Origin of the sequence: Shewanella sp. GD04112 (genome assembly GCF_029835735.1) — a bacterium.
Classification (GTDB): Bacteria; Pseudomonadota; Gammaproteobacteria; order Enterobacterales; family Shewanellaceae; genus Shewanella.
On the sequence record NZ_JAOEAL010000001.1, the window covers coordinates 1,952,019 to 1,976,641 of the forward strand.

The 24,623-nt window shown below is 48.0% G+C and carries 22 protein-coding genes and 1 pseudogene; 10 read left to right on the top strand and 13 right to left on the bottom strand.

The features are described from left to right. Nucleotides 1-27: 27 nt before the first annotated feature. Together N7386_RS08765 and sodB are read right to left on the bottom strand one after the other, a co-directional pair. Entirely contained in the window at nucleotides 28-1,962 is a 1,935-nt protein-coding gene (locus tag N7386_RS08765; RefSeq protein WP_011716674.1) for a PrkA family serine protein kinase, read from the bottom strand. A gap of 251 nt (nucleotides 1,963-2,213) precedes the next feature. Continuing rightward, a complete protein-coding gene (sodB, locus tag N7386_RS08770) occupies nucleotides 2,214-2,798 on the bottom strand; it encodes a superoxide dismutase [Fe] (RefSeq protein WP_011622352.1) in 585 nt (194 codons plus the stop codon). Between the two features lie 226 nt (nucleotides 2,799-3,024). Here sodB and N7386_RS08775 point away from each other — a divergent pair, with 226 nt between their 5' ends. Further along, nucleotides 3,025-3,357 carry a Grx4 family monothiol glutaredoxin gene (locus N7386_RS08775; protein WP_011622353.1) on the top strand — a complete coding sequence of 111 codons (333 nt, stop codon included), beginning with the start codon at nucleotides 3,025-3,027 and terminating at the stop codon, nucleotides 3,355-3,357. A 128-nt stretch (nucleotides 3,358-3,485) separates the two neighbouring features. On the opposite strand, the gene N7386_RS08780 is transcribed toward N7386_RS08775, so the two are convergent. After that, nucleotides 3,486-4,724: a uracil-xanthine permease family protein gene (locus tag N7386_RS08780; RefSeq protein WP_086904484.1), complete on the bottom strand. Its 1,239-nt coding sequence runs from the start codon at nucleotides 4,722-4,724 to the stop codon at nucleotides 3,486-3,488. A 215-nt stretch (nucleotides 4,725-4,939) separates the two neighbouring features. Between N7386_RS08780 and N7386_RS08785 the strand changes: the two genes are divergently transcribed. Continuing rightward, the gene (locus N7386_RS08785; RefSeq protein ID WP_086904485.1) at nucleotides 4,940-6,022 is read left to right on the top strand and encodes a DUF2066 domain-containing protein; all 1,083 of its coding nucleotides are present in this window, start codon (nucleotides 4,940-4,942) and stop codon (nucleotides 6,020-6,022) included. A 78-nt stretch (nucleotides 6,023-6,100) separates the two neighbouring features. After that, a complete protein-coding gene (gene hda, locus N7386_RS08790; protein WP_011622356.1) occupies nucleotides 6,101-6,811 on the top strand; it encodes a DnaA inactivator Hda in 711 nt (236 codons plus the stop codon). A 179-nt stretch (nucleotides 6,812-6,990) separates the two neighbouring features. Here hda and N7386_RS08795 read toward each other — a convergent pair whose 3' ends face one another. The 4 genes from N7386_RS08795 to N7386_RS08810 form a co-directional block, all read right to left on the bottom strand. Continuing rightward, nucleotides 6,991-8,937, bottom strand: coding sequence for a hypothetical protein (locus N7386_RS08795; RefSeq protein ID WP_279771004.1), 1,947 nt, complete (start codon nucleotides 8,935-8,937; stop codon nucleotides 6,991-6,993). Between the two features lie 279 nt (nucleotides 8,938-9,216). Next, nucleotides 9,217-9,597, bottom strand: coding sequence for a DUF2069 domain-containing protein (locus tag N7386_RS08800; RefSeq protein ID WP_089068029.1), 381 nt, complete (start codon nucleotides 9,595-9,597; stop codon nucleotides 9,217-9,219). A gap of 47 nt (nucleotides 9,598-9,644) precedes the next feature. Then, nucleotides 9,645-9,995 (bottom strand): arsenate reductase (glutaredoxin), encoded by a 351-nt coding sequence (gene arsC, locus N7386_RS08805; RefSeq protein ID WP_047535240.1) that lies wholly within the window; start codon nucleotides 9,993-9,995, stop codon nucleotides 9,645-9,647. A gap of 122 nt (nucleotides 9,996-10,117) precedes the next feature. Further along, complete coding sequence (locus N7386_RS08810) at nucleotides 10,118-11,587, bottom strand: M48 family metalloprotease (protein WP_047535243.1); 1,470 nt, start codon at nucleotides 11,585-11,587, stop codon at nucleotides 10,118-10,120. A 112-nt stretch (nucleotides 11,588-11,699) separates the two neighbouring features. Here N7386_RS08810 and N7386_RS08815 point away from each other — a divergent pair, with 112 nt between their 5' ends. After that, the gene (locus tag N7386_RS08815) at nucleotides 11,700-11,933 is read left to right on the top strand and encodes a sulfurtransferase TusA family protein (protein ID WP_037419895.1); all 234 of its coding nucleotides are present in this window, start codon (nucleotides 11,700-11,702) and stop codon (nucleotides 11,931-11,933) included. Between the two features lie 193 nt (nucleotides 11,934-12,126). Next, complete coding sequence (locus tag N7386_RS08820) at nucleotides 12,127-13,233, top strand: AI-2E family transporter (RefSeq protein ID WP_279768037.1); 1,107 nt, start codon at nucleotides 12,127-12,129, stop codon at nucleotides 13,231-13,233. A gap of 112 nt (nucleotides 13,234-13,345) precedes the next feature. Here N7386_RS08820 and N7386_RS08825 read toward each other — a convergent pair whose 3' ends face one another. After that, a complete protein-coding gene (locus tag N7386_RS08825; RefSeq protein ID WP_086904489.1) occupies nucleotides 13,346-14,263 on the bottom strand; it encodes a LysR family transcriptional regulator ArgP in 918 nt (305 codons plus the stop codon). 112 nt (nucleotides 14,264-14,375) lie between these two features. On the opposite strand from N7386_RS08825, the gene N7386_RS08830 reads away from it, so the two are divergent. Then, entirely contained in the window at nucleotides 14,376-14,990 is a 615-nt protein-coding gene (locus tag N7386_RS08830; protein ID WP_011626499.1) for a LysE/ArgO family amino acid transporter, read from the top strand. 180 nt (nucleotides 14,991-15,170) lie between these two features. On the opposite strand, the gene bcp is transcribed toward N7386_RS08830, so the two are convergent. Further along, on the bottom strand, nucleotides 15,171-15,638 hold the full coding sequence (gene bcp / locus N7386_RS08835) for a thioredoxin-dependent thiol peroxidase (protein WP_011716685.1): 468 nt from the start codon (nucleotides 15,636-15,638) through the stop codon (nucleotides 15,171-15,173). A 3-nt stretch (nucleotides 15,639-15,641) separates the two neighbouring features. Then, a complete protein-coding gene (locus N7386_RS08840; protein ID WP_023265816.1) occupies nucleotides 15,642-16,193 on the bottom strand; it encodes an ACT domain-containing protein in 552 nt (183 codons plus the stop codon). Between the two features lie 171 nt (nucleotides 16,194-16,364). Here N7386_RS08840 and dapA point away from each other — a divergent pair, with 171 nt between their 5' ends. The 4 genes from dapA to N7386_RS08860 all read left to right on the top strand — a co-directional run bounded on the left by dapA (nucleotide 16,365) and on the right by N7386_RS08860 (nucleotide 22,886). Beyond that, nucleotides 16,365-17,249, top strand: coding sequence for a 4-hydroxy-tetrahydrodipicolinate synthase (gene dapA, locus N7386_RS08845; RefSeq protein ID WP_126512972.1), 885 nt, complete (start codon nucleotides 16,365-16,367; stop codon nucleotides 17,247-17,249). Between the two features lie 3 nt (nucleotides 17,250-17,252). Beyond that, nucleotides 17,253-18,350: an outer membrane protein assembly factor BamC gene (gene bamC / locus N7386_RS08850; protein WP_023265818.1), complete on the top strand. Its 1,098-nt coding sequence runs from the start codon at nucleotides 17,253-17,255 to the stop codon at nucleotides 18,348-18,350. A gap of 361 nt (nucleotides 18,351-18,711) precedes the next feature. Next, nucleotides 18,712-19,794, top strand: coding sequence for an efflux RND transporter periplasmic adaptor subunit (locus N7386_RS08855; RefSeq protein ID WP_279768043.1), 1,083 nt, complete (start codon nucleotides 18,712-18,714; stop codon nucleotides 19,792-19,794). After that, nucleotides 19,791-22,886 carry an efflux RND transporter permease subunit gene (locus tag N7386_RS08860; protein WP_011626494.1) on the top strand — a complete coding sequence of 1,032 codons (3,096 nt, stop codon included), beginning with the start codon at nucleotides 19,791-19,793 and terminating at the stop codon, nucleotides 22,884-22,886. The genes N7386_RS08855 and N7386_RS08860 overlap by 4 nt, the downstream gene beginning before the upstream one ends. 68 nt (nucleotides 22,887-22,954) lie before the next feature. On the opposite strand, the pseudogene N7386_RS08865 reads toward N7386_RS08860, so the two are convergent. From N7386_RS08865 to N7386_RS08875, 3 genes and pseudogenes are all read right to left on the bottom strand, one after another. Beyond that, nucleotides 22,955-23,206 (bottom strand): annotated as a pseudogene (locus tag N7386_RS08865) (GNAT family N-acetyltransferase); the annotation flags it as partial. A gap of 241 nt (nucleotides 23,207-23,447) precedes the next feature. Further along, nucleotides 23,448-23,675 (bottom strand): hypothetical protein, encoded by a 228-nt coding sequence (locus N7386_RS08870; protein ID WP_232015280.1) that lies wholly within the window; start codon nucleotides 23,673-23,675, stop codon nucleotides 23,448-23,450. A 101-nt stretch (nucleotides 23,676-23,776) separates the two neighbouring features. Then, the gene (locus tag N7386_RS08875; protein WP_279768045.1) at nucleotides 23,777-24,532 is read right to left on the bottom strand and encodes a sulfite exporter TauE/SafE family protein; all 756 of its coding nucleotides are present in this window, start codon (nucleotides 24,530-24,532) and stop codon (nucleotides 23,777-23,779) included. Between the last annotated feature and the right edge of the window lie 91 nt (nucleotides 24,533-24,623).

Consider the following 24,623-nt stretch of genomic DNA (forward strand, 5'->3'; position numbering starts at 1 on the left):
CAAAGCCTCGTTTTTAGTGAGCGCAAGTTAAGAGGATTTACGAACCCGTAAATACCACTCAGACAGGAGTCTGACTTGTTTTTTGGTATAGCCTTTCTCCATCATTCGATTGACAAAATCATCGTGTTTACGTTGATCGTCAGTCGAGGTTTTGGCGTTAAAGGAAATCACCGGGAGTAGATCCTCTGTATTTGAGAACATTTTCTTCTCAATCACAGTGCGTAGTTTTTCGTAGCTGGTCCAGAGTGGATTGTTGCCCTCATGGCTTGCGCGGGCGCGCAGGACAAAGTTAACGATCTCATTACGGAAATCTTTAGGGTTGCTGATCCCCGCAGGTTTTTCGATTTTCTCCAGTTCGGCATTGAGTGCAGAACGGTCAAACAATTGACCGGTTTCGGGGTCACGGTATTCCTGATCTTGGATCCAGAAATCGGCGTAGGTGACATAACGGTCGAAGATATTTTGGCCGTATTCAGAGTAGGACTCTAAGTACGCGGTTTGGATTTCCTTACCGATAAATTCGACGTATTTAGGGATTAAATAGCCTTTTAAGAACTCCAGATAACGTTCGGCGGTATCGCCGGGGAATTGTTCCTGCTCGATTTGGCGCTCGAGTACATAGAACAAATGTACAGGGTTAGCGGCAATCTCTGAGTGGTCAAAGTTAAATACCCGCGACAGGATCTTGAACGCGAAACGGGTAGAAAGACCGTTCATGCCTTCATCAACACCGGCGTAGTCGCGGTACTCTTGGTAGGATTTGGCCTTTGGATCGGTATCTTTAAGGCTTTCACCATCGTAGACCCGCATCTTAGAGTAGATGGAGGAGTTTTCAGGTGTTTTGATCCTCGAGAGCACACTAAATTGCGCTAGGGTTTCTAAGGTGCCAGGTGCGCAAGGTGCTTGGGACAGCTCGGAGTTTTGCAGTAATTTTTTGTAAATCTGCAATTCTTCCGATACCCGCAGGCAATAGGGCACTTTGACGATATAAACCCTGTCGAGAAATGCTTCGTTGTTCTTGTTGTTTTTGAAGGTTGACCATTCTGACTCGTTAGAGTGCGCTAAAATGATACCGCTATAGGGCAGGGCGGATAAGCCTTCGGTGCCGTTATAGTTACCTTCTTGGGTAGCGGTGAGCAGTGGGTGTAGCACCTTAATGGGCGCCTTGAACATTTCCACGAACTCCATCATCCCTTGGTTTGCCCGGCAGAGTGCACCCGAATAGGCATAGGCATCGGCATCGTCTTGCGAGAAATGTTCTAGCTGACGAATATCGACCTTACCCACCAAGGAAGAAATATCTTGGTTGTTCTCATCTCCAGGCTCGGTTTTGGCAATCGCCAATTGATCGAGGATAGAGGGGTAGACCTTGACCACACGGAATTTTGAAATATCGCCGCCAAACTCGTGCAGGCGTTTCACCGCCCAAGGCGACATAATGGTTTTTAAATAACGAGTGGGAATATTAAACTCATCCCGCAGTAGCTGGCCGTCTTCTTCGACATCGAAGAGACAGAAGGGGTGATCATTCACCGGGCTTCTCACGCCATTAGCACTTAGAATGTAAATTGGCACTTTTTGCATCAAAGCTTTGAGTTTTTCCGCCAATGATGACTTACCACCACCCACAGGGCCGAGTAAGTACAAAATTTGCTTCGATTCCTCTAAGCCTTGGGCCGAGTGTTTTAGGTAGGCAACGATTTGTTCAATCGCATCTTCCATACCGTAAAAGTCTTTAAAGGCGGGATAGCGTGAGATGAGACGATTCGAAAAGATACGGCTTAGGGTTGGATTTTTCGCGGTATCAATAATTTCGGCTTCGCCGATGGCAAGCAGTAATCGCTCGGACGCTGACATATAAGCACTGCGATCTTCTTTGCAGATATCGAGGTATTCTTGCAAAGTGTATTCTTCATCGAGTTTTTGTTCGTAGCGCTTTTGGTAATGCTCGAAAATGCCCATATAAACCCCCTGAAACGCCAGTGATGTCATGGATGGAGAACTGATTTTTCAGCTTCCTACACTAATCTTAGACACAAACTTGCCAGCTGTGTCAAAAAAATATCAAATAAAAACAATAACAAATGATTGCAATTGCAATTATTGCACTTGTAGCGATTGGGCGGTGTTAGGCAAAAGGTGCGAGGTGAGTGATTTGTGAGGTCATAAAAAAAGAGCCACTTGGGCTCTTTTTCGAAATGATTTAGCAGCGATTAACCAGCGAAGTTTTGGTTCACGAAGTCCCAGTTAACTAATTGCCAGAAGTGGGCTAAGTAGTCAGGACGTACGTTGCGGTAATCGATGTAGTAAGCGTGTTCCCACACGTCAACAGTCAGGATTGGTGTTACAGTGCTGTCAGTCAGAGGGGTTGCAGCATTGCTAGTGTTAACAATAGCAACAGTGCCATCGGCTTTTTTCACTAACCAAGTCCAAGCGCTACCAAAGTTGTTTACCGCAGAATCGGTAAATTGTGCTTTGAATGCGTCGAATGAACCGAATGCAGCATTGATTGCATCAGCCACAGGACCTGTTGGCTCACCGCCAGCGTTAGGCGCTAAGCAGTTCCAGTAGAAAGTGTGGTTCCAAACTTGAGCTGCGTTGTTAAATACGCCACCAGTAGAAGTCTTGATGATTTCTTCTAAAGATTTACCTGCGAAATCGGTTCCTTCGATCAAACCGTTTAGCTTAACAACGTAGGTGTTGTGATGCTTGCCGTAGTGGTATTCAATGGTTTCTTGAGAAATGTGTGGTTCTAGTGCGTTCTTTGCATATGGTAATGCGGGTAATTCGAAAGCCATTAGTATCTCTCCATGGTCTTAGGTTATCGTTTTTTAAACGTGCTCACTGCGCTCTATTGTACCGATAATATTTGTGATGTGAATCATTGTTTGGCTAATTGATTAGATAGGCGTCATCGAAAAACTAATTGTAGGGCATAACCTTACAAACTGTGGGATTTTGTTCTGTGCCTAGCTGTCGTACAATAGCGGCATTGAGTCAATGTCATCGTACTTAGGAATTAAAATGGAAACAGTAGAGAAAATTAAACAGCAGATCGCTGAAAACCCAATCATCGTATACATGAAGGGTTCTCCTAAATTACCAAGCTGTGGTTTTTCATCTCAGGTAGCACAAATCATGATTAACTGCGGTGAGCAGTTTGCATTTGTGGATATTCTCCAGCACCCAGATATTCGTGCTGAATTACCTAAGTATGCAAACTGGCCAACTTTCCCACAATTGTGGATTGAAGGCGAGCTGATTGGTGGTTGTGATATCGTGGTTGATATGTACCAAAAAGGCGAATTACAGCCTTTAATCAAAGCGACTGCGGATAAATACAAAACTGCAGAGTAATCACGCGTAAATGTGATGAAAGAATAATAAAAAGCCGCTAAGTGAATAACTTAGCGGCTTTTTTGTTGCCGAATCCTAACACAAGGATTCGGCGATGAGTGATGATCTGTAGCGCTTATTCACCGCGTTTAGTGTGATGCAGCATCACGCTCATGGTGTTTGCTTGCAGGTAACAGCAGATTCATGGTGATGGCCACAATACCACAGAGGCTGATGCCCGTGAGGCTGAAGGAGCCAATGCCAAAGGCCATACCACCAATACCGAAAACCAGTGTCACGCCGACAATACTTAAGTTACGGGGCTCGGATAAATCCACGTGATTACGGATGAGGGTATTTAAGCCCACTGCGGCGATAGAACCGAATAGCAAACACATAATGCCACCCATCACTGGGACTGGAATCGTTTGCATCAGGGCACCTAACTTACCGACGAAGGCTAAGGTAATGGCGGTGATCGCCGTCCAAGTCATGATCCTTGGGTCGAAGTTACGGGTTAAGGTCACCGCGCCAGTCACTTCCGAATAGGTGGTATTTGGGGGGCCACCGAAGGCCGCTGCAGCAATTGTCGCAACGCCGTCGCCGGTCAAGGTGCGATGCAGGCCGGGTTTTTTCATAAAGTCTTTACCCGTGACATTGGAAATCGCGAGGATATCACCAATATGTTCAACCGCAGGCGCAATCGCGACAGGGATCATAAAGGCGATGGCATGCCAGTTAAATTCGGGCGCAACAAATTTCGGAATAGCAATCCAGCTTGCCGCTGTAACCACCGCAAAATCCACGATCCCAAAGGCAAGGCTTAGACCATAACCCACCACAATCCCCGCCAGAATAGGCATAACCTTAAGTAAGCCTTTGGCAAAAATAGCCACCGCTATGGTGGTACAGAGTGAGGCGAGGGAAATAATCAAAGCGGTATTTGTGGGAACGAGTGTTAAGCTGCCGTCTCCACTTTTACCCAGCGCCATATTCACCGCCACAGGCGCTAAACCTAGACCAATGATAATAATCACTGGGCCAACCACCACAGGTGGAAGCAGTCGATGGATAAAGTCGGTGCCGCGCACTTTCACTAACGCGCCGAGGAGGATATACACAAAACCCGCGGCAATGATGCCGCCCATGGTTGATGGGATCCCCCAGGTTTGCACCCCGTAGAGAATGGGGGCAATAAACGCAAAGGAGGAGGCTAGGAAGATTGGCACTTGGCGTTTCGTGATTAACTGAAACAGCAGGGTACCAATACCCGCAGTAAACAGGGCGACACTGGTATCAAGCCCTGTGAGTAGTGGCATTAGCACTAGGGCGCCAAATGCAACAAACAGCATTTGCGCGCCCTGAAGTGGTATAGCGAGTCGTTTCATTTATTGTTCTCGTAAATTTAGGGTAAACCGCGAGATGATAACAGTTTGTTGCTATATGTTCCTTATAAAATGCCCCGATTGTAGGTAAGGATCACTGTTTTATTGCTAAAGCGAGTGACAGCACTTAATCCGTGGTCGAAATCTCCCCAAGACTCGCTAAAGGCGCTAACTATGGTACAATTTGCACTATCTGACGTTACTTCAACTACTCAAAGATGCTGAAATTCCTATTAAAGCCAAGCTTACTCGCGTTTTTATACTGCCTGTTTACCGTTAATAGCCTGCAAGCTGTTGAAGTGAGTAAATTAGATGAAGCCGATGTGCCCGTGGCTTCCCGCGCCGTGCCTGAGCGGAATAAAGCCCTTAAAGCCGCGCTGGAAAAAGTGATCATTAAAAATACCGGGACAGCACGTTCTTTGGATAACGGCGTTATCCAATCACAACTGGCCAATCCCGATGCACTGCTGAGCCAATATGGTTATGTGGAGCAAAATGGCCAACTGCTGTTAAAAGCCAACTTTGAGCATCGCCGCATTATTACCCTGTTACGTCAGGCCCAATTACCCGTGTGGGGCATTCAACGTCCACTGACACTCTTTTGGGTTGCCATGCCAAGTGAAGGCGACACGATTTTACTGAGTGATTCATCGACCTTAGCCGAGCGTCAGGCATTCAATACCTTCTCCGATGAGCGCGGCATTCCCGTCTTGCTGCCTATCCTCGACCTCGATGAGTTAATGGGCATCAATCCGAATGATGTTAAAGGCATGTTTGCCGATATAGTGTCTAGCGTCTCTGGACGTTATCAAGCCGACTTCTTAGCCCTGGTCGCTATTGAACCAGCTGGAAACCAAGTGCGTTACCGCTTGAATTTGTACACCAAGGCCACGATCGACTCGTTAACGCCGCCACTGTTTAGTTTTAATGGCTCGGCAGAAAATAGCGCGCAGGCGATCACCGCTATGATGGCCGCCCTCGGGGATTATTATTTTACTAAGTACGCCATTGCCGATTCCGGCGAACAAGTTGGTGCCAGTGTGACCTTCGTGAACATTGATAAAATGGCGCAGCTAGTTGAAGTTGAAAAATACTTAAAGCAACTCAGCGCCGTGAAGAATGCGACGCTGTCGCGCATCCAAGGTAATACCGCAACCTTTTCCTTGGATTTGTTTGGTTCTCAGACCGACTTTGAGCGTTTACTGAGTCTAGAGCCGCGAATTTCGGTGGTGGCGCCAGGGGAGTTTTCTGCCGGTGCCAGCCCTGCGGGTAAAACTGTCTATCAATGGCGGTTACCTTAAACTTCCCTCGTTGTGACTGAGCATGCTCTGCTCAGTCATGTGGGGGAGTCGATAATTTATTGATATTGAGACGTACGAGTGCCATTAAACTCACCGCTACAATTGTCGTTACCGGTTTACTTACCGGATGATGAAACCTTTAACAGTTATTATCCGGCAGCGGGTAATGACGAACTTATCCAAAAGCTGCGCGCCAATGCAGAAGGCCAAGGTGAAGCCGCAATTTATGTGTGGGGACCGGTGAAATCGGGGCGGACTCACTTAATGCACGCCGCCTGTGCCCATGCCAATGAACTCGACCGCCGCAGTTTTTACCTTCCCCTTGGTATTCATGCTAGTATCTCGACAGCGCTGTTGGAGGGCTTGGAGCAGCTCGATTTGATCTGCATCGACGATGTGGATGACATTGCGGGTCACCCTATTTGGGAAGAGGCCATATTCGATTTGTACAATCGTGTCGCTGAGAACAAGCGTTGTGCGCTGGTGGTTAGCGGCCGCTCGGCGCCCGCGGATGCAGGCTTCTTGTTACCTGACTTAGTCTCTCGGATGCAGTGGGGACTCAATTATCAGCTGCAACCTATGGCCGATGATGAAAAGCTAGCGGCACTGCAGCGCCGCGCGGCAATGCGCGGATTACAGTTGCCAGAAGACGTTGGCCGTTTTTTGCTTAATCGTATGGCAAGGGATCTACGTACCTTATTTGATGTGTTAGATAAACTGGATAAGGCATCCCTCGTACATCAGCGCAAGCTCACGATTCCTTTTGCCAAAGAAATGCTGCATCTGTAATCGTTCTGACTGTTAATCTAAAGCCTGTGTTAATAAACATTCAATGTTAACAAAAAGCCCCTCGTATCACGACGGGCTTTTTTATCTCTATTGATCTCACATCTATCGTTAGCTTAGGTCTGCTAAGAGGCTCGAGCTTAGCGTATCTGCCGATTTAGCAATCCAAATCACTGTTCAAATCACTGTTGTGGATGGCGGTGACGATCGCCACTGAAGCGTAGCTCTGGCTCGGTAAGCGTTTCGCTACTTGCCGCAACTCCTTGTAGTCCTTTCACCGTGGTATTGGGCGAAATCCCCAAGGTTTGACGCCAGCTTTGGCCTTGCGTCATCGCTATTGGCTCGGGCAGGCTCGTGAGCAAGCCGATACCATCAAGCTCTGGTAGCATGCCATCGATCACTAAGGCTGCGCGGTTCGCTAGGCTATCGTCGCCAATTCGGCCCCTTTGTCCCCAGTCAACAATCACAGTATCTGCTGTGAGTACGGCGGGCAGGTTAGTGACGGCCACATCGCGCTGAATTTGATAGCGATAGCTCATCATGGCTTCTTCGAATAACATCGCCGCGTCTTCACGGGTACTGGAATAGTTGTAAAAGTCATTGGCGATATCACCGGAGAAAAACGTACTCACATCCGAAGGCTGATAGGCTTTTTGGGTTGCAGTGGCTTTGGCGCCTAAGAAGCTTACCGACGCAAGGCCTGTCATTTCGGTGCTGGTGAGGGGATAGTTGCGACTCACTTGATCAGAGATCAAACTCTTATTGGCATTTCTACGGCGATAGTCGTCCAACAATCTGGGGCCTGTGAGGGTGGCGTGTATGCTTCTTGGGAAGAAGTCATTGGCGTGGGCGAGCTCATGGTACAAGAGTGAGGCGAGATCAGGATTAATCTGGCTGAGCGTGCGCGTGGCGCGCGTAGTGATTGGGAATCCCTGTGAAGCATATTGGTTATTTTTAACGTAACGCCACGGCATGAGGAAATTGAGTTCACTGCCAAAGTCGCTGCGATAATCTGGCGCTTCGTTAATGGTGTCGCGCTGGGTTTGTGTCAGCCACAAATCATTCGGGTCGAGATAAATCGCTCCCGTGACCACCCAATAAAACGAAGGACGTACATCATAGCTTATCACCACGGCGGTGACCGATTGTAGCAGGCGGGCAAAATCGCTGTTTGGGTCCATTTGACGTAAAAATGCTTCGAAATTGTCTCCCATCCAATCGTGGGACACTAAAACGCGATCGAGAATCGTGTCGACATCGAGCGTATTTGATACTTGGCCGATTAGCGGCAATTGATTGATAGTACAAGCTTCTTTTAACTGATTAGAGTACACACAGCTCGTTAATGCACTAGCATAGGGAGAGGCGGGATGATAAGCGTGGGTGCGTGCCACTGGTGTATCGAAGTAGGTTGAGCTTATTGTGGGCGCCGCCGTGGTGAGCACATAGGCTTCATCTGTCACGGTATTACCGTTAATCGTGGCCGATGCCCTAAGGCGAGTTAAGGTATCTTGACCTACAGTGGGCGCGGTAAACAGTGGTCTAAAGGGATCGCTTATGTCAAGGCTGACATCGGGGCCTTCGGCGATACACCAATTGATATTGGCGGCACTGAGGCCGGCTTGCTGACCAATGCGCAAGCTCACATCGTTACCCTCAACGGCTTGATGATCTTGACGAATATTCAGTAATCCGCCCGTGTTGTTATCGGCATTAATGCTGATGTCACCCGTCACATTGGTATTGGCGCCGGTGATTTGTAAGCGAAAGCGGTAGCTGCCCGCGGCCGGGAGCTCCATCGCTAACACAGGACTATTTTGACTAACGAGTTCAATGTTGGGGCCTTCGAGTTGTTGCCAACGGAAGGTGAGATCCTGCGAATCGCGATTACCTAGACTGGCAATAATGGCACTGGATTGTCCAACACCGTATTGAGATTCCGTCTTAAACCGAATTGCACCAGTATCTGTGGTCACTAATGGTGTGACTGAGGTACAACGTGGCACATTGGTTGTGGGAGGCGTAACGGTGCCGCCATCGCTGTTGCTATCACCTCCGCCGCCACAGGCACTCAATGTTGCTGCTGCGGCTATGATACTGAATCGACGAATTGGGCCCCATATTTCCATCATGACTCACTCCAATTAATTCGCTGTTATTGTTTGTTTTTGTTGTTTGACAGGCACGATTCACCGTCATTTATTGGCACAAAAAATGACTATAGCACGCTCTTTTAGTTACAAAAAGCGATCAAAGGTAGCTTAAATGTTATAGGTTGTTTGTAGTGATTATTGGAGATAGGCGGGGCGTTGATCATTTTGACTAAAAACGGATGGACTGACGCAGAGTGGGTGTCGGGCAATAAAAAGCGCGGTGTAAATCAACCGCGCTTTATTATATTCGGAATATTAGTCTTGCTTATCGGATTTTTTCTTCAGACCTAGGCCGAGTTCACGTCCACGGATACGAGCATAAAACGGGAACGCGACTAACAATGCGCCAATGAGCAGGACCTCAATAATGGCAAAGGCCAATGCATCGGTCGTGACATACAACAAGGTGAGGGCGTGCAGCATATATAAGCATAAAATAAAGCTCGCCCATGCGTAGGTGTAAGGATTACCTTTTAAAATGCCTTTGATGGGAAGCAATAAAGGCACTATCCATAATAGGCTGAATAATAAGGTGTATTCCCCATTGAGGCCCTGACCAATAAACCAACCGCCCAGCAGGAGAACGAGGGCAAGGTAGCCTAAACGGCTCAGTGTCAGCAGAGTGCTTGAGGTCATGATGTTCCTATCTTAATCGCATCGAATGATGGTGAAATGGCCGAAGATTAGAGAATGTTCAGTACATTTTCCGGTGGACGACCAACGGCTGCCTGTTGATTAGCCAGTACGATTGGGCGTTCAATCAATTTTGGCGTTTTGACCATGGCGTCGATAAGTTGTTCTTCGGTTAAAGCCGGATTGGCAAGACCTAGTGCTTGATACTCGTCTTCCTTAGTGCGCATTAACTCACGGGCGCTGAGTTTGAGCGTGGCTAAAATTCCACGAATATCAGCGGCGCTTGGAGGATTTTTAAGGTATTCCACTATTGTGATATCGCAGCCTTGTTGCTCGAGTAGGGCTAAGGTTTCGCGGCTCTTTGAACAACGTGGGTTATGGTAAATCGTTGCTTGGGTCATAGTACTTATGCTCAATCGGCTAAAACAATGGCGCGGATGATAGCAGAAAAAACAGCGCCCCGTCAGGGTGTTCGGGGCGCGATTATCAGGGATTAGCAATAGATTAAATAACAGAGCCGATTTTACTTCAGAGCATCCATCTCTTTATCCGCTTGTTTAAATTGACGGATACGTGCTTCGATTCGCGCCAGTTGTAATGGATTACCTTCCGAGGCGCGATAGGCAAAGTTCAGTTGATCGATTGCGCCTTTATAATTCGCCCCCAGTGCCATTAACTCGGCATTGGAGAAATACTCCATCCCTTGGTTACCAAGTTTCTTGTAGGCAAGATTTAGCAACTGATAGGGCAGTTGATTCTGCTTATCGAGGAAAATCATATCTTCGAGCAGCGGAATCGCTTTGGCGGGATCACCAGCCTCGATATAGATATTGGCTAAGTTAGCGTTGATCACCTGCGAAGTGGGTTTCATCTTCCGCTGAGTTTCGAGTAACTTAGTTGCCTGGGCATAATCCTTACGTTCGTTAAGCAAATCCGTCTTAGTATCGAGATAAAACAAGTTGTTATCATCGATTTTTAATAGCTCGTCGACAATTTTTTCGGATTCATCAAACTTCTTCAATCTAAACAGTGCTAAGGCTTTGCCGTAGAGGGCCGCCTCTTTAAAGCTGTAGGTTTGCTTATTGAGCTGCTTTTCAAACATGCTCAATACCGCATCGTCGCTATAACTGGAAAAACGCACCTGAATACGGGCTTTAGCGAGCTGGAAGTTCAGATTATCCGGCACATAACGGTGGGGATATTGCTGGGCACGATCCCGCGCTTCGGAAATCCGTGATTCAGGTAAAGGGTGGGTTAACAGCATTTGCGGTGGCGTAGTCGTAAAACGGTAACGACTGGCGAGTTTGCCAAAGAAATCGGCGGAGGCATTAGGATCAAATCCCGCATCGACTAAAATTTGCATGCCGATACGATCGGCTTCTTTTTCATGCAGGCGGGTATAGTTGATTTTTGATTGTGTCGCCATGGCTTGGGTGGTTGCCAACGCGGCCATCCCTGCTTGAGGAACGGCGATCGTTAATAAAATGGCGCCGAGTAAGCCAGCTACGGTCGCTGGTCCGGTTTTTTGCTGCGCTTCGAGGGAGCGTGCTAAGTGACGCTGGGTCACGTGGGTGATTTCATGGCCTAATACTGAGGCCAGTTCACTTTCGTTATCAGCATTAAGAAATAGCCCTGTGTGCACCGCAACGTGGCCGCCAAAGAAGGCAAAGGCGTTGATTTCATCATTTTGCAGCAAGAAGAAATAAAAGGGCGTTTTGACTCCCGTGGCGTGGGCGACCAATTTGTTGCCCAGTTCAGTTAAATATTGGCTCAATACCGGATCGTTCAGCATGGGCGCCGATGAGCGAATAACGCGCATATAGGCATCGCCATAGACCATTTCTTTTTCTAGGCTGAAGGTATTGACGGCGGCGGTACCCAGATCGGGCAAGTCGTTGTTGGCAAAACTCTTTGCGGCTCCACCGAGTAACATTAATGAAAGCACACTCGCCGCAAGGGGTTTACATCGGGTCAAAAACGTCAAATTACGCAAGTGGATCCTTTATTTCTTTTAAGTGTCTCAACTAAGGCTTAGGTAGCCCTTAGCTTGTAGTTTGAATTGCAACTTAGGATAATAGCCCAAGTTCGTTCATAGCAAGTTAATTATGATTTTTATTGATTTAACATCATTGCGCTGCCCCGTTCCCTTGGTTAAGGTCAAACTTGCGTTGAAGTCTGTGTCTGCTGGTGACAGCTTACATATCCTACTCTCAGACCCAGGTTCCCGCCGAGATGTTCCCACTTTTTTAAAAAAACAGGGGCATCAGGTCGTGACGTTACACGATGATGCAAGCCAGTTAGGCCTATTAATTACAAAAGTTGATTTATCGCAGGGATAATCATACACAAAGCATGATTCAATGCCGCAGTCAAAATGGCGAGTTAGCTAGCTGCAACTTAACCTAGGCTTGTCAGTCATAGTTAGCAGTTAACTGATTTTCAAGCATATACACAGTTAATCTACTGCGATAAGGTTAACTCATAAGTCACTTTCCTGCCTGTTGGGAAAGCCAACCCCATTGGAATGAATGCATGTTTAGTTTTTTTTCTCGTTGGTATCAAGAGCGGTTTAGTGATCCACAGGCCGTCACCTTATTGGCCATTCTAGTGGGTTTAGCGTTAGTACTTTATTTTGCTGGTGGTTTGTTAGCCCCGCTACTTGTTGCTCTGGTGTTGGCTTTTTTACTCGAATGGCCCGTGGCGCAAATGCTGAAATTGGGGATTAATCGCACGACGGGGGCTTCCTTAGTGCTAGTGCTGTTTTTAGGGATAGTGGTGTTGCTGACCTTTGGGCTAATCCCCAGCGTGTGGCGTCAAGGGGTAAGTCTGATGACGGATTTACCGAATATGATAGATAAAGGGCTACTGACCTTGCAGGGGTTAGCGACCCAGTATCCTAAATTTATAAGTACTGAACAGCTCGATTTAATGGTCGCCGAGCTTAAAAAATTGCTCGACACCCAACATGTGCTCGACATTGCGAAACAGCTGATTGGTTACTCTGCGTCATTATTGGTGCTGATGGTGTACGCTATTTTAGTGCCATTGTTGGTGTTCTTTTTTCTTAAGGATAAAGATCAACTGATCCGCGGTAGTAAGCGTTTTTTCCCCACCAATCGCCAGTTGGCTCGAAAAGTGTGGTTTGAAATGCACCAACAGATCTTTAACTATATTCGCGGCAAAGTGATTGAGATTGTGATTGTCGGGGTGGCGAGCTACATCTTCTTTGCCTTTATGGGGCTGAGATACTCGGCCTTACTGGGGGTGTTGACCGGGTTGTCGGTGTTGATTCCCTATGTGGGCGCGACCTTAGTGACTCTACCCATTATGCTGGTGGCCTTTTTCCAGTGGGGTTTTAGCTCTGAGTTTGGTTATTTAATGCTAGGTTACGGCATTATTCAGGCCTTGGATGGTAACGTACTTGTACCTATCCTGTTTTCCGATGCGGTGGATTTGCATCCGGTGATCATTATTGCTGCTGTGTTAGTTTTCGGTGGTTTATGGGGCGTTTGGGGTGTGTTCTTTGCCATTCCATTAGCTTCCTTGGTGAAAGCGGTGATTAATGCTTGGCCTAAAACTGAGATTGAAATTGAACCTGTAGCGATAGCGCAGGTGAAGGCGGATTCGGCAGAAGCCTAAGCCGCTGGCAATAGATTAAAAACTAATAGATAAAAACTGGGCACGAGTGCTCAGTTTTTTATCCGCTAACGATTTGTACTAACAATTGTTTTACTCACTCTTGCTGCACTCATTATTGCTGTAATAGATGCTGTGCGGTGGCGGCAAGCGCCCGATAAACCAAAGTGGTTTGTTTAGCTTTGATATTCCAATGCTGCCAATAGAGGGGCACCCGAATGCGTTTTTCTGGGGTGAGCTCAATTAATATGCCTTTGTCTATCAAGGGTTTTGCCTGTAAGTGACCCACTAAACCGTAACCCAGACTTAAGTTAATCGCCTCTAAAAAACTCTCCGATGAGGGAATGCTGTGTTGCCACCATTGACCTGGCAACATTTGAAAATACTGGGCGAGATACTTTTCATGCATTTTATCTTTGGTCGAAAACACCACGGCCGGGGCTTTCGCAAGCTGCGCTTGGGTTATTTGAGCGCCGACATTATCGCTATTTTTTGCCCATTCGAAATAACGCGCCGCAAATGCTGGGGTGGCGACGCACATATATTCCATGGTTCCTAAAAACTCGCTGCTACAGCCGGCCATGGGGTTGACTGTCGTGGTCACGCAACCGACGGCCTCACCGTTTTTCAGTAGGTGATGGGTGTAGGACTCATCATCGACAATCAATTCCAGCAGCCAAGCATGTCGGCTGAACATATCGGCCAATGCGGGCAAAAACCATGTCGCTAAGCTGTCGGCATTGACTGCAATTCGCACCGTCGTTGGATGATTTGGGTCATCGGCATCTAACTCGGCTCTCAATTCACTCTCGAGTAGTTGCACCTGTGAATAGTGGCGCAATAAACGCTTCCCTGTTGGGGTCGCCACCACAGGTGTTGAGCGGATAAGTAAGGATTGGCCGACTCGTTCTTCTAATTGCCTAACGCGTTGTGACACTGCTGATTGGGTAATGTGCAGCACTTTTGCGGCGCGCTCGAAGCCGCCTTCGGAGACGACGACCGCAAGCGCTTTAAGATTGGCGTATTCCAACATGATTGCCGTCCTTAAGGTTATTAATTTTACTTATGATACATAAAAAACATTAGTTATATTAATTTTGTTGTTTTGTCTATGCTAGCGCCTTCTTCAGACATGAGAGGTAGTTATGCAAACGGCGTTTATACAAGGTATGGGCATTGGTGGTAGTTTGATCATTGCCGTAGGGGCGCAAAATGCATTTGTGCTAAAGCAGGGGATTAAGCGAGCTTATCCTTTGCCGATTGCGCTGCTTTGTTCAATCATCGATGCCTTAATGATCACTGCGGGGGTTGCTGGGCTTGGGCATATTATTGAAGCCTTTCCGACTATCAAACATGTGGCTAGTTTTGGTGGTGCCGCCTTTTTGATTTGGTATGGTGCGAATGCACTTAAGGCCTCGTTTGTCGCTAAAGGGATGGAGATGGATAATGCGCAAAATGCCGACACTTTGCGTAAGGCCATGCTGACCACACTTGGGATCAGCCTGCTTAATCCACACCTTTATTTAGATACAGTGGTGCTGCTGGGGAGCATTAGTACTCAGTTCGAAGATGCCCATCGTCCTTGGTTTGGTGCGGGCGCGGTACTGGCTTCGTTTATTTGGTTCTTTAGCTTAAGTTTTGGTGCGCGTTTATTGGCGCCGATATTTAGTCGTCCAGCGGCGTGGCGATACTTAGATCGCTTTATTTGGTTGACTATGTGGAGCATCGCCGCGGCAATTATTTGGCCTTATCTGGCCTAATCTTGGGCAACTAAGCAGCATCCGCTTGAATTTATTCCACAAATCAGGTTGATTTTTAGACGCAAGCTGAAAATTTTTCATGAAAAAAGGCCCTGACAAAGGGCCTTTTTGCGTTCAACTGCTAATTTTTTGTGCGCTGTGTTTAGCCGCGAGACATGAATGCGGCACTAAAGTGCGCAATTAACCAGCAATTTGCGCCAGTACAACTTGGTGATGATCGCTGGTTTTAAACTTATCGAACACATGGGCAATGGTGCCGTCGGTATTGATGAGGAAACTTAATCTATGGATACCATCATAGATTTTGCCCATAAACTTCTTCTCGCCCCACACGCCAAAGGCATCGGCCACGCTGTGGTCTTCATCGCTAAGTAGGGTAAAGTTAAGTGACTGTTTTTCAGCAAACTTGGCTAATTTAGCCACAGGATCTGGGCTAATGCCAAGCACAGTCACTTTGTGGCTGTCGAGTTCGGCTTTGCTGTCGCGTAAACCGCAGGCTTGTACTGTGCAGCCTGGGGTTGAAGCTTTAGGGTAAAAGTAGACTAAGACCGGGCCACGCGTTAAGCATTCTTGTAGGGAAACAGCATTACCCTGTTGATCTTGAAGGGTAAATAGCGGCGCTTTGGCGCCAGCAGTTAATGTATTCATCAATTATCCTCTATCGTTTCTTGAGGTCGTGCCTTCCATGCGTCGAATGGTGCAATCCAGTGCCATCTCCTCGGAGAGTTGATAGATACTCTTTTCGAGCTTTTCTAGTTCAACTTTTTCAGGAATATTGATGGTTAACGAAATCGTCTGCGTTTGCTCGCCGTTGTCGAGTTCTTCCGAGAAGGAGCGGACTGCTGCCAAGTCTAAGGAACGGTCGGCAAGGAACTGGGTAATGCGCTTCATGGTGCCGCGCTGATCCTTACCAGTAAAGCGTACTTCGAGGCGTGAAAGGTAATTTTGCGGCGTATGTTTAGAGGTGCGCTTCATCACTGTCATCAGTTCTAATTCAACACTAAGACTCGGGAGCAAGCTTTCAATTTTCGTTATGGATGCCCACGAACCTGACAACATCATGATTAAGGTAAATTCGTTACCAAATAATGCCATACGGCTGTCGACGATATCGCAGTCACAGTCGCTGGCAAGCCGAGCTAGTTTACTTACGAGTCCAGGACGGTCTACGCCCATTGCGGTTACGACCAGGAAATTGGTCATGAATTGTCCTCACTTTTTCGATATCATAGAGCGAAAACTCAGGGTTAGTGCCGAGTTTTTGTGCGGGATGTAATGCTACCATAACTAATTCAATTTGAGACCCCCGTTAATGCTTGTCATTAATGGTTGGCATCAGTACCATAGCGAATCCTGAAATTTTGGGGAAGTCAGATGATAAACGGAAGCATCGTAGCCTTAATCACGCCAATGAACAGTGATGGCTCAGTAGATTTTGCAAGTCTTGAAAGGTTAGTCGAATTCCATATTGACCAAGGCACAGACGCTATCGTCGCCGTGGGCACTACTGGCGAGTCAGCGACTCTGCCAATGAATGAGCACGTTACTGTGGTCGCGCAAACCGTTAAGTTTGCTGCTGGTCGTATTCCTGTGATTGGTGGTAATGGTGCAAATGCCACTGCAGAAGCCATCGAACTCACTAAGTCTTTATCAAAAGTAGGGGTTGCCGCCATGCTCGGTGTGACTCCTTACTACAATAAGCCAACGCCAAAGGGCTTAGTTGCACACTACAAAGCGGTGGCAGCGAGCACGGATATTCCCCAAATTCTGTATAACGTTCCCGGACGCACCGCCGTTGATATGAAGCCCGAAACCGTGGCTGAATTGGTGAGTGTAAGCAATATTATTGGCGTTAAAGAAGCCACGGGCGATGTATCTCGCGTTAAGCGCCTACGTGAGCTTTGTGGTAATGACTTTATGTTGTACAGCGGCGATGACGCCACGGCGAGAGAGTTTTTACTTCTTGGCGGTAATGGCGTGATTTCGGTTGCCAACAACATAGTGCCAAAAGCCTTTAAAGCCATGTGTGATGCAGCACTGGCGGGCAACGCCGAATTAGCAGCGAGTATTGATGAGCCGCTGCGTGGTCTGTACAGCACACTGTTTTGTGAAGCTAACCCAATCCCTGTGAAGTGGGCAGCCCACCGTATGGGACTGATTGAGTGTGGCCATATTCGTTTACCTTTGACTGAACTTTCTGAGCAATGTCATGGTCTGTTGTTAGATGCAATGACTCGTGCCCAGATAGAGGTTAAATAATTAATGTTAAAGAAAGTCACCCCGCTGTTTCTAGTTGCTGCTGTTGCAGCTTGTAGTACGCCATTAGAGCGTCGCCAAGCTAACGGTGGTGAAGACTATGTGCAGGCTGAGCAAGCGCCAATGCTAAAAATCCCTGAGGGATTAAAAACGCCGCCATACAATAAGGAATTTGAAGTGCCAGCCTTAGGTCCTAAGGCAAATCCTGCACTTATTGGTAAAAACCTCGATATCCGTCCACCACTGCAAGTGCTGCCAATGGCAGAAGGCACTCATGTGGAAGAGGGCAGTGATAATATCAAGATCGTGGTTGAATCGATTGATAATAGTGTCGATCTTAAGCAAGAGATCTTCACTAACTTAGACGGTTTCTTTGCAAAACAAGCGATTCCTATCCGTAGTCGTGATTTCGATAAAGGTAGTATCGAAACCGATTGGATTGAAAACCGTGAAGTTTTAGAGTCCAGTCTCTGGGGTTCAGATAAAGAGTATCTACTGCGTCAGCGCTATCGCTTCGATGTAGAAACTCGTCCACACGGCCGTACTGCAAACATCGTTATCCACTTGGTTGAACACCAAGAGTTTTATGATGGTAAAGAGCAGGATGTTTTACTCAGTGGTGAAGATAAGCAGCGCTACACCATTGATATGCTAAATAGCGCCATTGCTTACATGAGCGTTAAACGTGAGCAAGCCATTCAAGCTAACCGTTTGAAGCAGACCTTAGGGATCAATGTGGATTTAGTGACGCCTGAAGAAGGTGCCGCTTATTGGTCAGCTAAAGCGCCATACAAGCAAGTATGGGATCGTCTACGTATCGTGCTGCCAGAAATGGGCTTTGAAATAGCCGATATGGATAGTGCTAAGGGCCTTTACTTCATCAAGTTTACCGACAACTCTGGTTTCTGGAGTTCGTTGTGGAACGACAACCAATTGTCCTTGAAGGAAGGCAGTTACCGTTTATTACTCGAAGACGGTGATAGCCCAGAGGAAACCAAAATCCTGCTGCGCGATGGTGAAGATCAACCGTTGTCGAATGATGTCGTAACTAACGTGTATAAGTCACTGTCAGATCTGATGAAAGAAGAGCGCAAACTGCGCTAATGTAGCGCTAAGTCACTAAAAGGGCGATTTATCGCCCTTTTTTGTGCCTGCTATTTGAGCACCGCTGTGCGTTATCTATACAGAATGGTGTTTCAGGATATTTCTGGCATATATCAATATTTACAGCATGGTTTTAGATAAACTGATTTTAATTTTGATATTTGTTGAAGTAATTCACTAAATACACCAAGTATCCTACTGTGTTATTAATCCTGTTCCCCCTTTCTGACTCAAATCGCTATTTATTACACAATTTGCGCATTTGCCGTAATTTGTAAGAAAAAGTAAAACGTATTGATGCAATGATGCGAGTGGGTAAACTAGCCGTCACTAATGCGAGTCATCATCATTTGGAAGCCAGATGAAAAAAATCATAATTATCATCGCCATTTTAGCTGCGGGCTGGTTTGGATACCAAAGTATGCAACCCCAAGAGACGCAGCAAGCAAAAGTTAAGCTCACCCCTAATGTGGTCATCGCGACGGCCGCCATGGCCCCAGTGCGTGACGAAGTGGAAGCCATAGGCACCAACAAGGCCTATGAGTCTGTGACTATCACGCCTAAAGTCACCGATGTGGTTACTTCGCTCAAGTTTGATGATGGCGATATCGTCAAGAAGGGTGATTTATTGGTGCAACTGCAAAATGCCGAGCAAATTGCCAAAGTGAAAGTGGCGCAGGTGAAGGTGAGCGATAACCAGCGCGAATTAGCGCGGATCAGCTCTCTGGTGACCAGTCGCACTGTGGCGGAGCTAGAGCGTGACCGCCTGCAAACCTTAATCGATACCGCCCGCGCCGAGTTAGAGCAGGCGCAATCTTCCCTGAATGATCGCAGCATAGTGGCGCCCTTTAATGGTCGTTTAGGCCTGCGCCAAGTGAGTGTGGGTAGTTTAGTGACTCCGGGGACGGAGATCACCACACTCGATGATATCTCTAAGATTAAATTAGACTTTTCGGTGCCTGAGCGCTTTATTCAAGACCTGCAGCCAGGCAAGCAAGTCGAAGCTAAAGCCGTGGCATTCCCCGATGAAATTTTTAACGGCAAAGTGATTTCTATCGATAGCCGTGTAAACCCAACCACTCGTGCTGTGATTGTTCGCGCCGAAATCCCAAATCCTGATTTACGTTTACTGCCCGGCATGCTGATGAAGGTGAAACTCATCAAACGCAGCCGCGAAGCCTTGATGCTACCTGAGTCGGCGATTATCCCGATCCAAAAAGAGCACTTTGTTTACAGCGTCAATAAAGACAATGTGATTGAGCGTAAGCAAGTCACTATTGGTATTCGTACCCGCGGCTGGGTTGAAATCCTCGGTGGTTTAGAGATTGGTGAAAATGTGGTGATCCGCGGGCTACTCAAAGTGCACCCAGGCGATGTGGTCAAAACCGAATTGGCCGAGAAGTTTAGCTATCTTTCCGATGCTAATACGGAGCCAAGCGTATGATCCTGACAGATCTTTCCGTTAAACGGCCGGTATTTGCCTCGGTTATTAGCCTATTGCTGGTGGCCTTTGGTTTGGTGGCATTCGATAAGTTACCGCTGCGGGAATACCCTAACATCGACCCGCCGATTGTTTCGATTGAAACCAACTATCGCGGCGCCAGTGCCGCTGTGGTCGAGAGCCGCATCACCCAGCTGATTGAAGATAGGATCAGTGGCGTCGAAGGTATTCGCCATGTGAGTTCATCGAGCAGTGATGGTCGCTCGCAGGTGACCTTAGAGTTCGATATCAGCCGCAACATTGAAGATGCGGCCAACGATGTGCGCGACAGAATTTCAGGCCTGTTAGATAACTTACCCGAAGAAGCCGATCCCCCAGAGGTACAAAAGGCCAACGGTGGCGATGAAGTGATCATGTGGCTCAACCTAGTGTCGGATCAAATGACCACATTAGAGCTGACCGATTACACCCGTCGCTATTTATCCGACCGTCTGTCCGTGGTGGACGGGGTGTCGATGATCCGTATTGGTGGTGGCAAAGTTTACGCCATGCGCGTGTGGCTGGACAGACAAGCCCTTGCATCCCGAAGCCTTACTGTGGCCGATGTTGAAGCCGCGTTAAGGGCTGAAAACGTTGAGTTGCCCGCAGGTTCGCTCGAGTCCAAGGAGCGTCACTTTACCGTGCGTTTAGAGCGTAGTTATCGCACCGCCGAGGATTTTGCCAATTTGGTGATTTCCCAAGGTGAAGACGGCTATTTAGTCAAACTTGGCGATGTGGCTAAGGTGGAAATTGGCTCGGAAGAAGAGCGCATCATGTTCCGCGGCAACAAGGAGGCCATGATCGGTCTTGGGGTATCGAAACAGTCGACCGCCAACACCTTAGAAGTGGCCCGCGCCGTTAACGCCTTAGTCGATAAAATCAATCCAACCTTACCCGCTGGCATGTCGATTAAACGCAGCTACGACAGCTCAGTGTTTATCGAAGCCTCGATTAAAGAGGTGTACCAAACCCTGTTCACCGCCATGGTGCTGGTGATCATCGTGATTTATCTGTTCCTTGGCAGCGTGCGCGCCATGTTAATCCCCGCGATTACCGTGCCCGTGTCTTTGCTCGGAACGTTTATCGTGCTCTATGCGCTGGGATACACAATCAACCTGTTGACGCTGCTTGCGATGATCCTCGCTATCGGTATGGTGGTCGACGATGCGATTGTGATGCTGGAAAACATTCACCGCCGTATCGAAGAAGGGGATTCACCCTTAAAGGCGGCATTCTTGGGCGCCCGTGAAGTTGCCTTTGCGGTTATCGCCACCACCTTAGTGCTCGTGGCGGTATTTATGCCGATCACTTTTCTTGAAGGGGACTTAGGTAAGCTCTTTAAGGAATTTGCGGTGGCCATGAGCGCGGCGGTGATTTTCTCCAGTATAGTGGCCTTAACCTTAAGCCCGATGATGTGTTCTAAGCTGCTTAAACCCGCGTCGCAGGATTCGTGGTTAGTGCGTAAGGTCGATAGCATAATGACGGGGATTTCCCGTGGCTATCAAAGCTCGCTTGAGAAGGCGATGGCAAGGCCTGTGCTGATGTCGGTATTAGTCTTGATTGCGCTCGGGAGCAGTGTGCTGCTCGCCCAAAAAGTGCCGCAGGAATTTGCGCCCCAGGAGGACCGGGGTTCGTTATTTTTGATGGTGAACGGGCCGCAGGGCGCGAGTTATGAATATATCGAATCCTACATGAACGAAGTGGAAAACCGTTTAATGCCGTTGGTGGACTCGGGCGACATTAAACGCTTGCTGATCCGTGCGCCCCGTGGCTTTGGCCGCGCCGCCGACTTCTCTAATGGTATGGCGATTATCGTGCTCGAAGATTGGGGACAACGTCGCCCGATGAAAGAAGTGATAGGCGATATTAACAAGCGCCTCGCGGATTTAGCCGGTGTGCAAGCTTTCCCTGTGATGCGTCAAGCCTTTGGCCGTGGCGTGGGTAAACCTGTGCAGTTTGTGATTGGTGGGCCAAGCTATGAAGAGTTGGCCCGCTGGCGCGACATTATGATGGAAAAGGCGGCGGAAAATCCTAAACTGCTTGGCCTTGACCACGATTATAAAGAGACCAAACCGCAGCTTAGAGTCGTGATCGACAGGGACAGGGCGGCCAGTCTTGGGGTATCGATTTCCAATATCGGTCGCACCTTAGAATCGATGCTGGGTTCGCGTTTAGTCACCACCTTTATGCGTGATGGCGAAGAGTATGATGTGATTGTGGAAGGGGAGCGCAGTAACCAAAATACTGCGGCCGATCTGCAAAATATCTATGTTCGCTCCGAACGGACCAAGGAGCTGATCCCGCTATCAAACTTAGTCACGGTCGAAGAGTTTGCCGATGCCAGCTCCCTTAACCGTTATAACCGTATGCGGGCGATTACCATTGAGGCCAGCTTGGCGGATGGTTATAGCCTAGGTGAGGCGCTGGATTACCTCAATCAAGTGGCGCGTGCTTACCTGCCTGCGGAAGCGGTGATCAGCTACAAGGGACAATCTTTGGATTATCAAGAGTCTGGCAGCTCAATGTACTTTGTGTTCCTGCTGGCGCTGGGGATTGTATTCCTAGTATTAGCGGCGCAGTTCGAAAGCTATATTCACCCTATGGTGATCATGCTGACGGTACCGCTTGCCACAGTTGGCGCCTTGATTGGGCTGTGGTTTACGGGCCAGAGTCTCAATATCTACAGCCAGATTGGGATTATTATGCTGGTGGGCCTTGCGGCGAAAAACGGTATTCTTATCGTCGAATTTGCCAACCAGTTACGGGATAAGGGCGTCGATTTCGACCGCGCCATTATTCAAGCCTCTTGTCAGCGTTTGCGCCCCATCCTAATGACGGGGATTACCACTGCCGCAGGCGCCGTACCTCTGGTATTGGCCGCTGGTGCGGGGGCGGAAACCCGCTTCGTGATTGGTGTGGTGGTACTTTCGGGTATTATGCTGGCGACCTTGTTCACTATCTTTGTGATCCCAACCGCCTACGGTCTCTTTGCCCGTAACAGCGGCTCGCCAGAAGCGATTGCCCAACAATTAGATAAGGAGTTGGCGCAGGATTAATCCCACGCGAACGCTTAGCCAAAATAGGCGCTTAAGTTTACTTAAGCGCCTATTTTATTTGGGCTAAATCACTTTGTGCTAACGTCAACGGCTTGAATATAGCGAAAGGAGGTTTTCTCAAAGCCAATGGACTCATAGTAGGCTTGGGTCTGCTCGCGGCGTATAGAGGTGGTGACCTCAAGCTGGTGACAACCCCGCTTACTTGCTCTGTCTTTGGCAAAGTCAATCAGTTGCGTCCCCACACCTAAACCTCGACTCGCTTCAGCCACCACTAAGGCGGTAATGCGGCAGATTTGCTGCTGTGATGGAAAATAATCAAAAAGATTAGGGCGTGTTGACGTTTCGAGATTAAATTTTGTTGGTTCTGGCAAGCTCGTGCTCGCGAAACGAGGAATGATGTGTAGTTATCCTACTCAAATGACGAGCGGCTCTTATGACTGAAAGTAAGAGCAAGTGCTTGCCAGGCGAACCCTTCGGGCAGCATTTGGCTGGCGTTTCTGCCGCGTTATCGTCCGTTTATGTAGAATAACTACACTGCACGGACTTTGCCTTGCATAAACGTCAGCCAAATAGCTGCAAAAATAACCCTGAAACGCCAACACGCCCTATACTTATCAACCCAACCACAAATCCCTCAGACTCGGCGAGATAGATTTCATCCGATCTTTTAGGAGCATCGAGATATTGATGTAATTGTGCCTCGCTGGCACTGTAACCCAGCTGCAACAGTAAGTTAGCCATGGCGTTAAGGTCTGTTATCTGTGCTTGTCTAATTGCAATAAAGCCCATCAAGCTTCCTTATTTTGCCCAGTCCCTAGATTTCTATTAAGCAGGTAGTCTGCCAATACATGACTCTTGAGGTTGAGATATTTTAGGCTAACGCAAAGGGGTTAACGCATAAAAAATCCCACACTCATGGCGAAACCGACAAGCACAATAAAACCCCGCAACAGGGATTGAGGTATGCGATAAGCCAGCGCGGCGCCAAGATAGCCGCCAATAATCGCCATAATGGCAAGCAGTAATAGATATTGCCCGTCAATCAGATTACCTAGGGCGTAAATCACCACGGCAATGGTGGTGAGTAGGGCGGAGAGTAAATTTTTAAGCCCGTTCATCCCATGTAATTGGGTTTGGCCGAGTAACCCAAAGGTGGCGAGTAAAATAATCCCTAATCCCCCGTTAAAATAGCCGCCGTAAATACAAACGATGAAGAGAATCATCATTGCTGTCAGTGGCTTGACGGTATTCTCACGGGTGATACTGGCATTCGCTAAGCGTTTTTTCAGTAACCAAGGTCCACCAATAAAGGCGAGTGTGGCCAGCAAAATCAGCCAAGGGACGAGATTAGCGAACACTTGCTCGCTGGTGCTTAGCAGAATCGCCGCGCCTAGGCATCCGCCCGCAATGGCGATCAGGCACAGGGTTTTTAGATTAAGATTTGCAGGATATTCAATCTCTTTTCGAAAACGCCAGGCACTGGCAAGGTAGCCGGGGAGCAGGGCGGCAGTGCCCGTCGCGTTAGCCAACAGTGGCGGTACGCCCACAAACACAAGGGCAAATAAGGTGATAAAGCTGCCACCACCCGCCACCGCATTTAACATGCCGCCGAGCAAGCCAGCGAGGGCGATCAGTAACCAATCCATAGTGAATGCTCCGCTGCCATTGACGTGTAGAAGTTGAACGTCAATTGCTTATAAAAACATCACCTTAACAGTAAGTGATTTAGATGAAAAG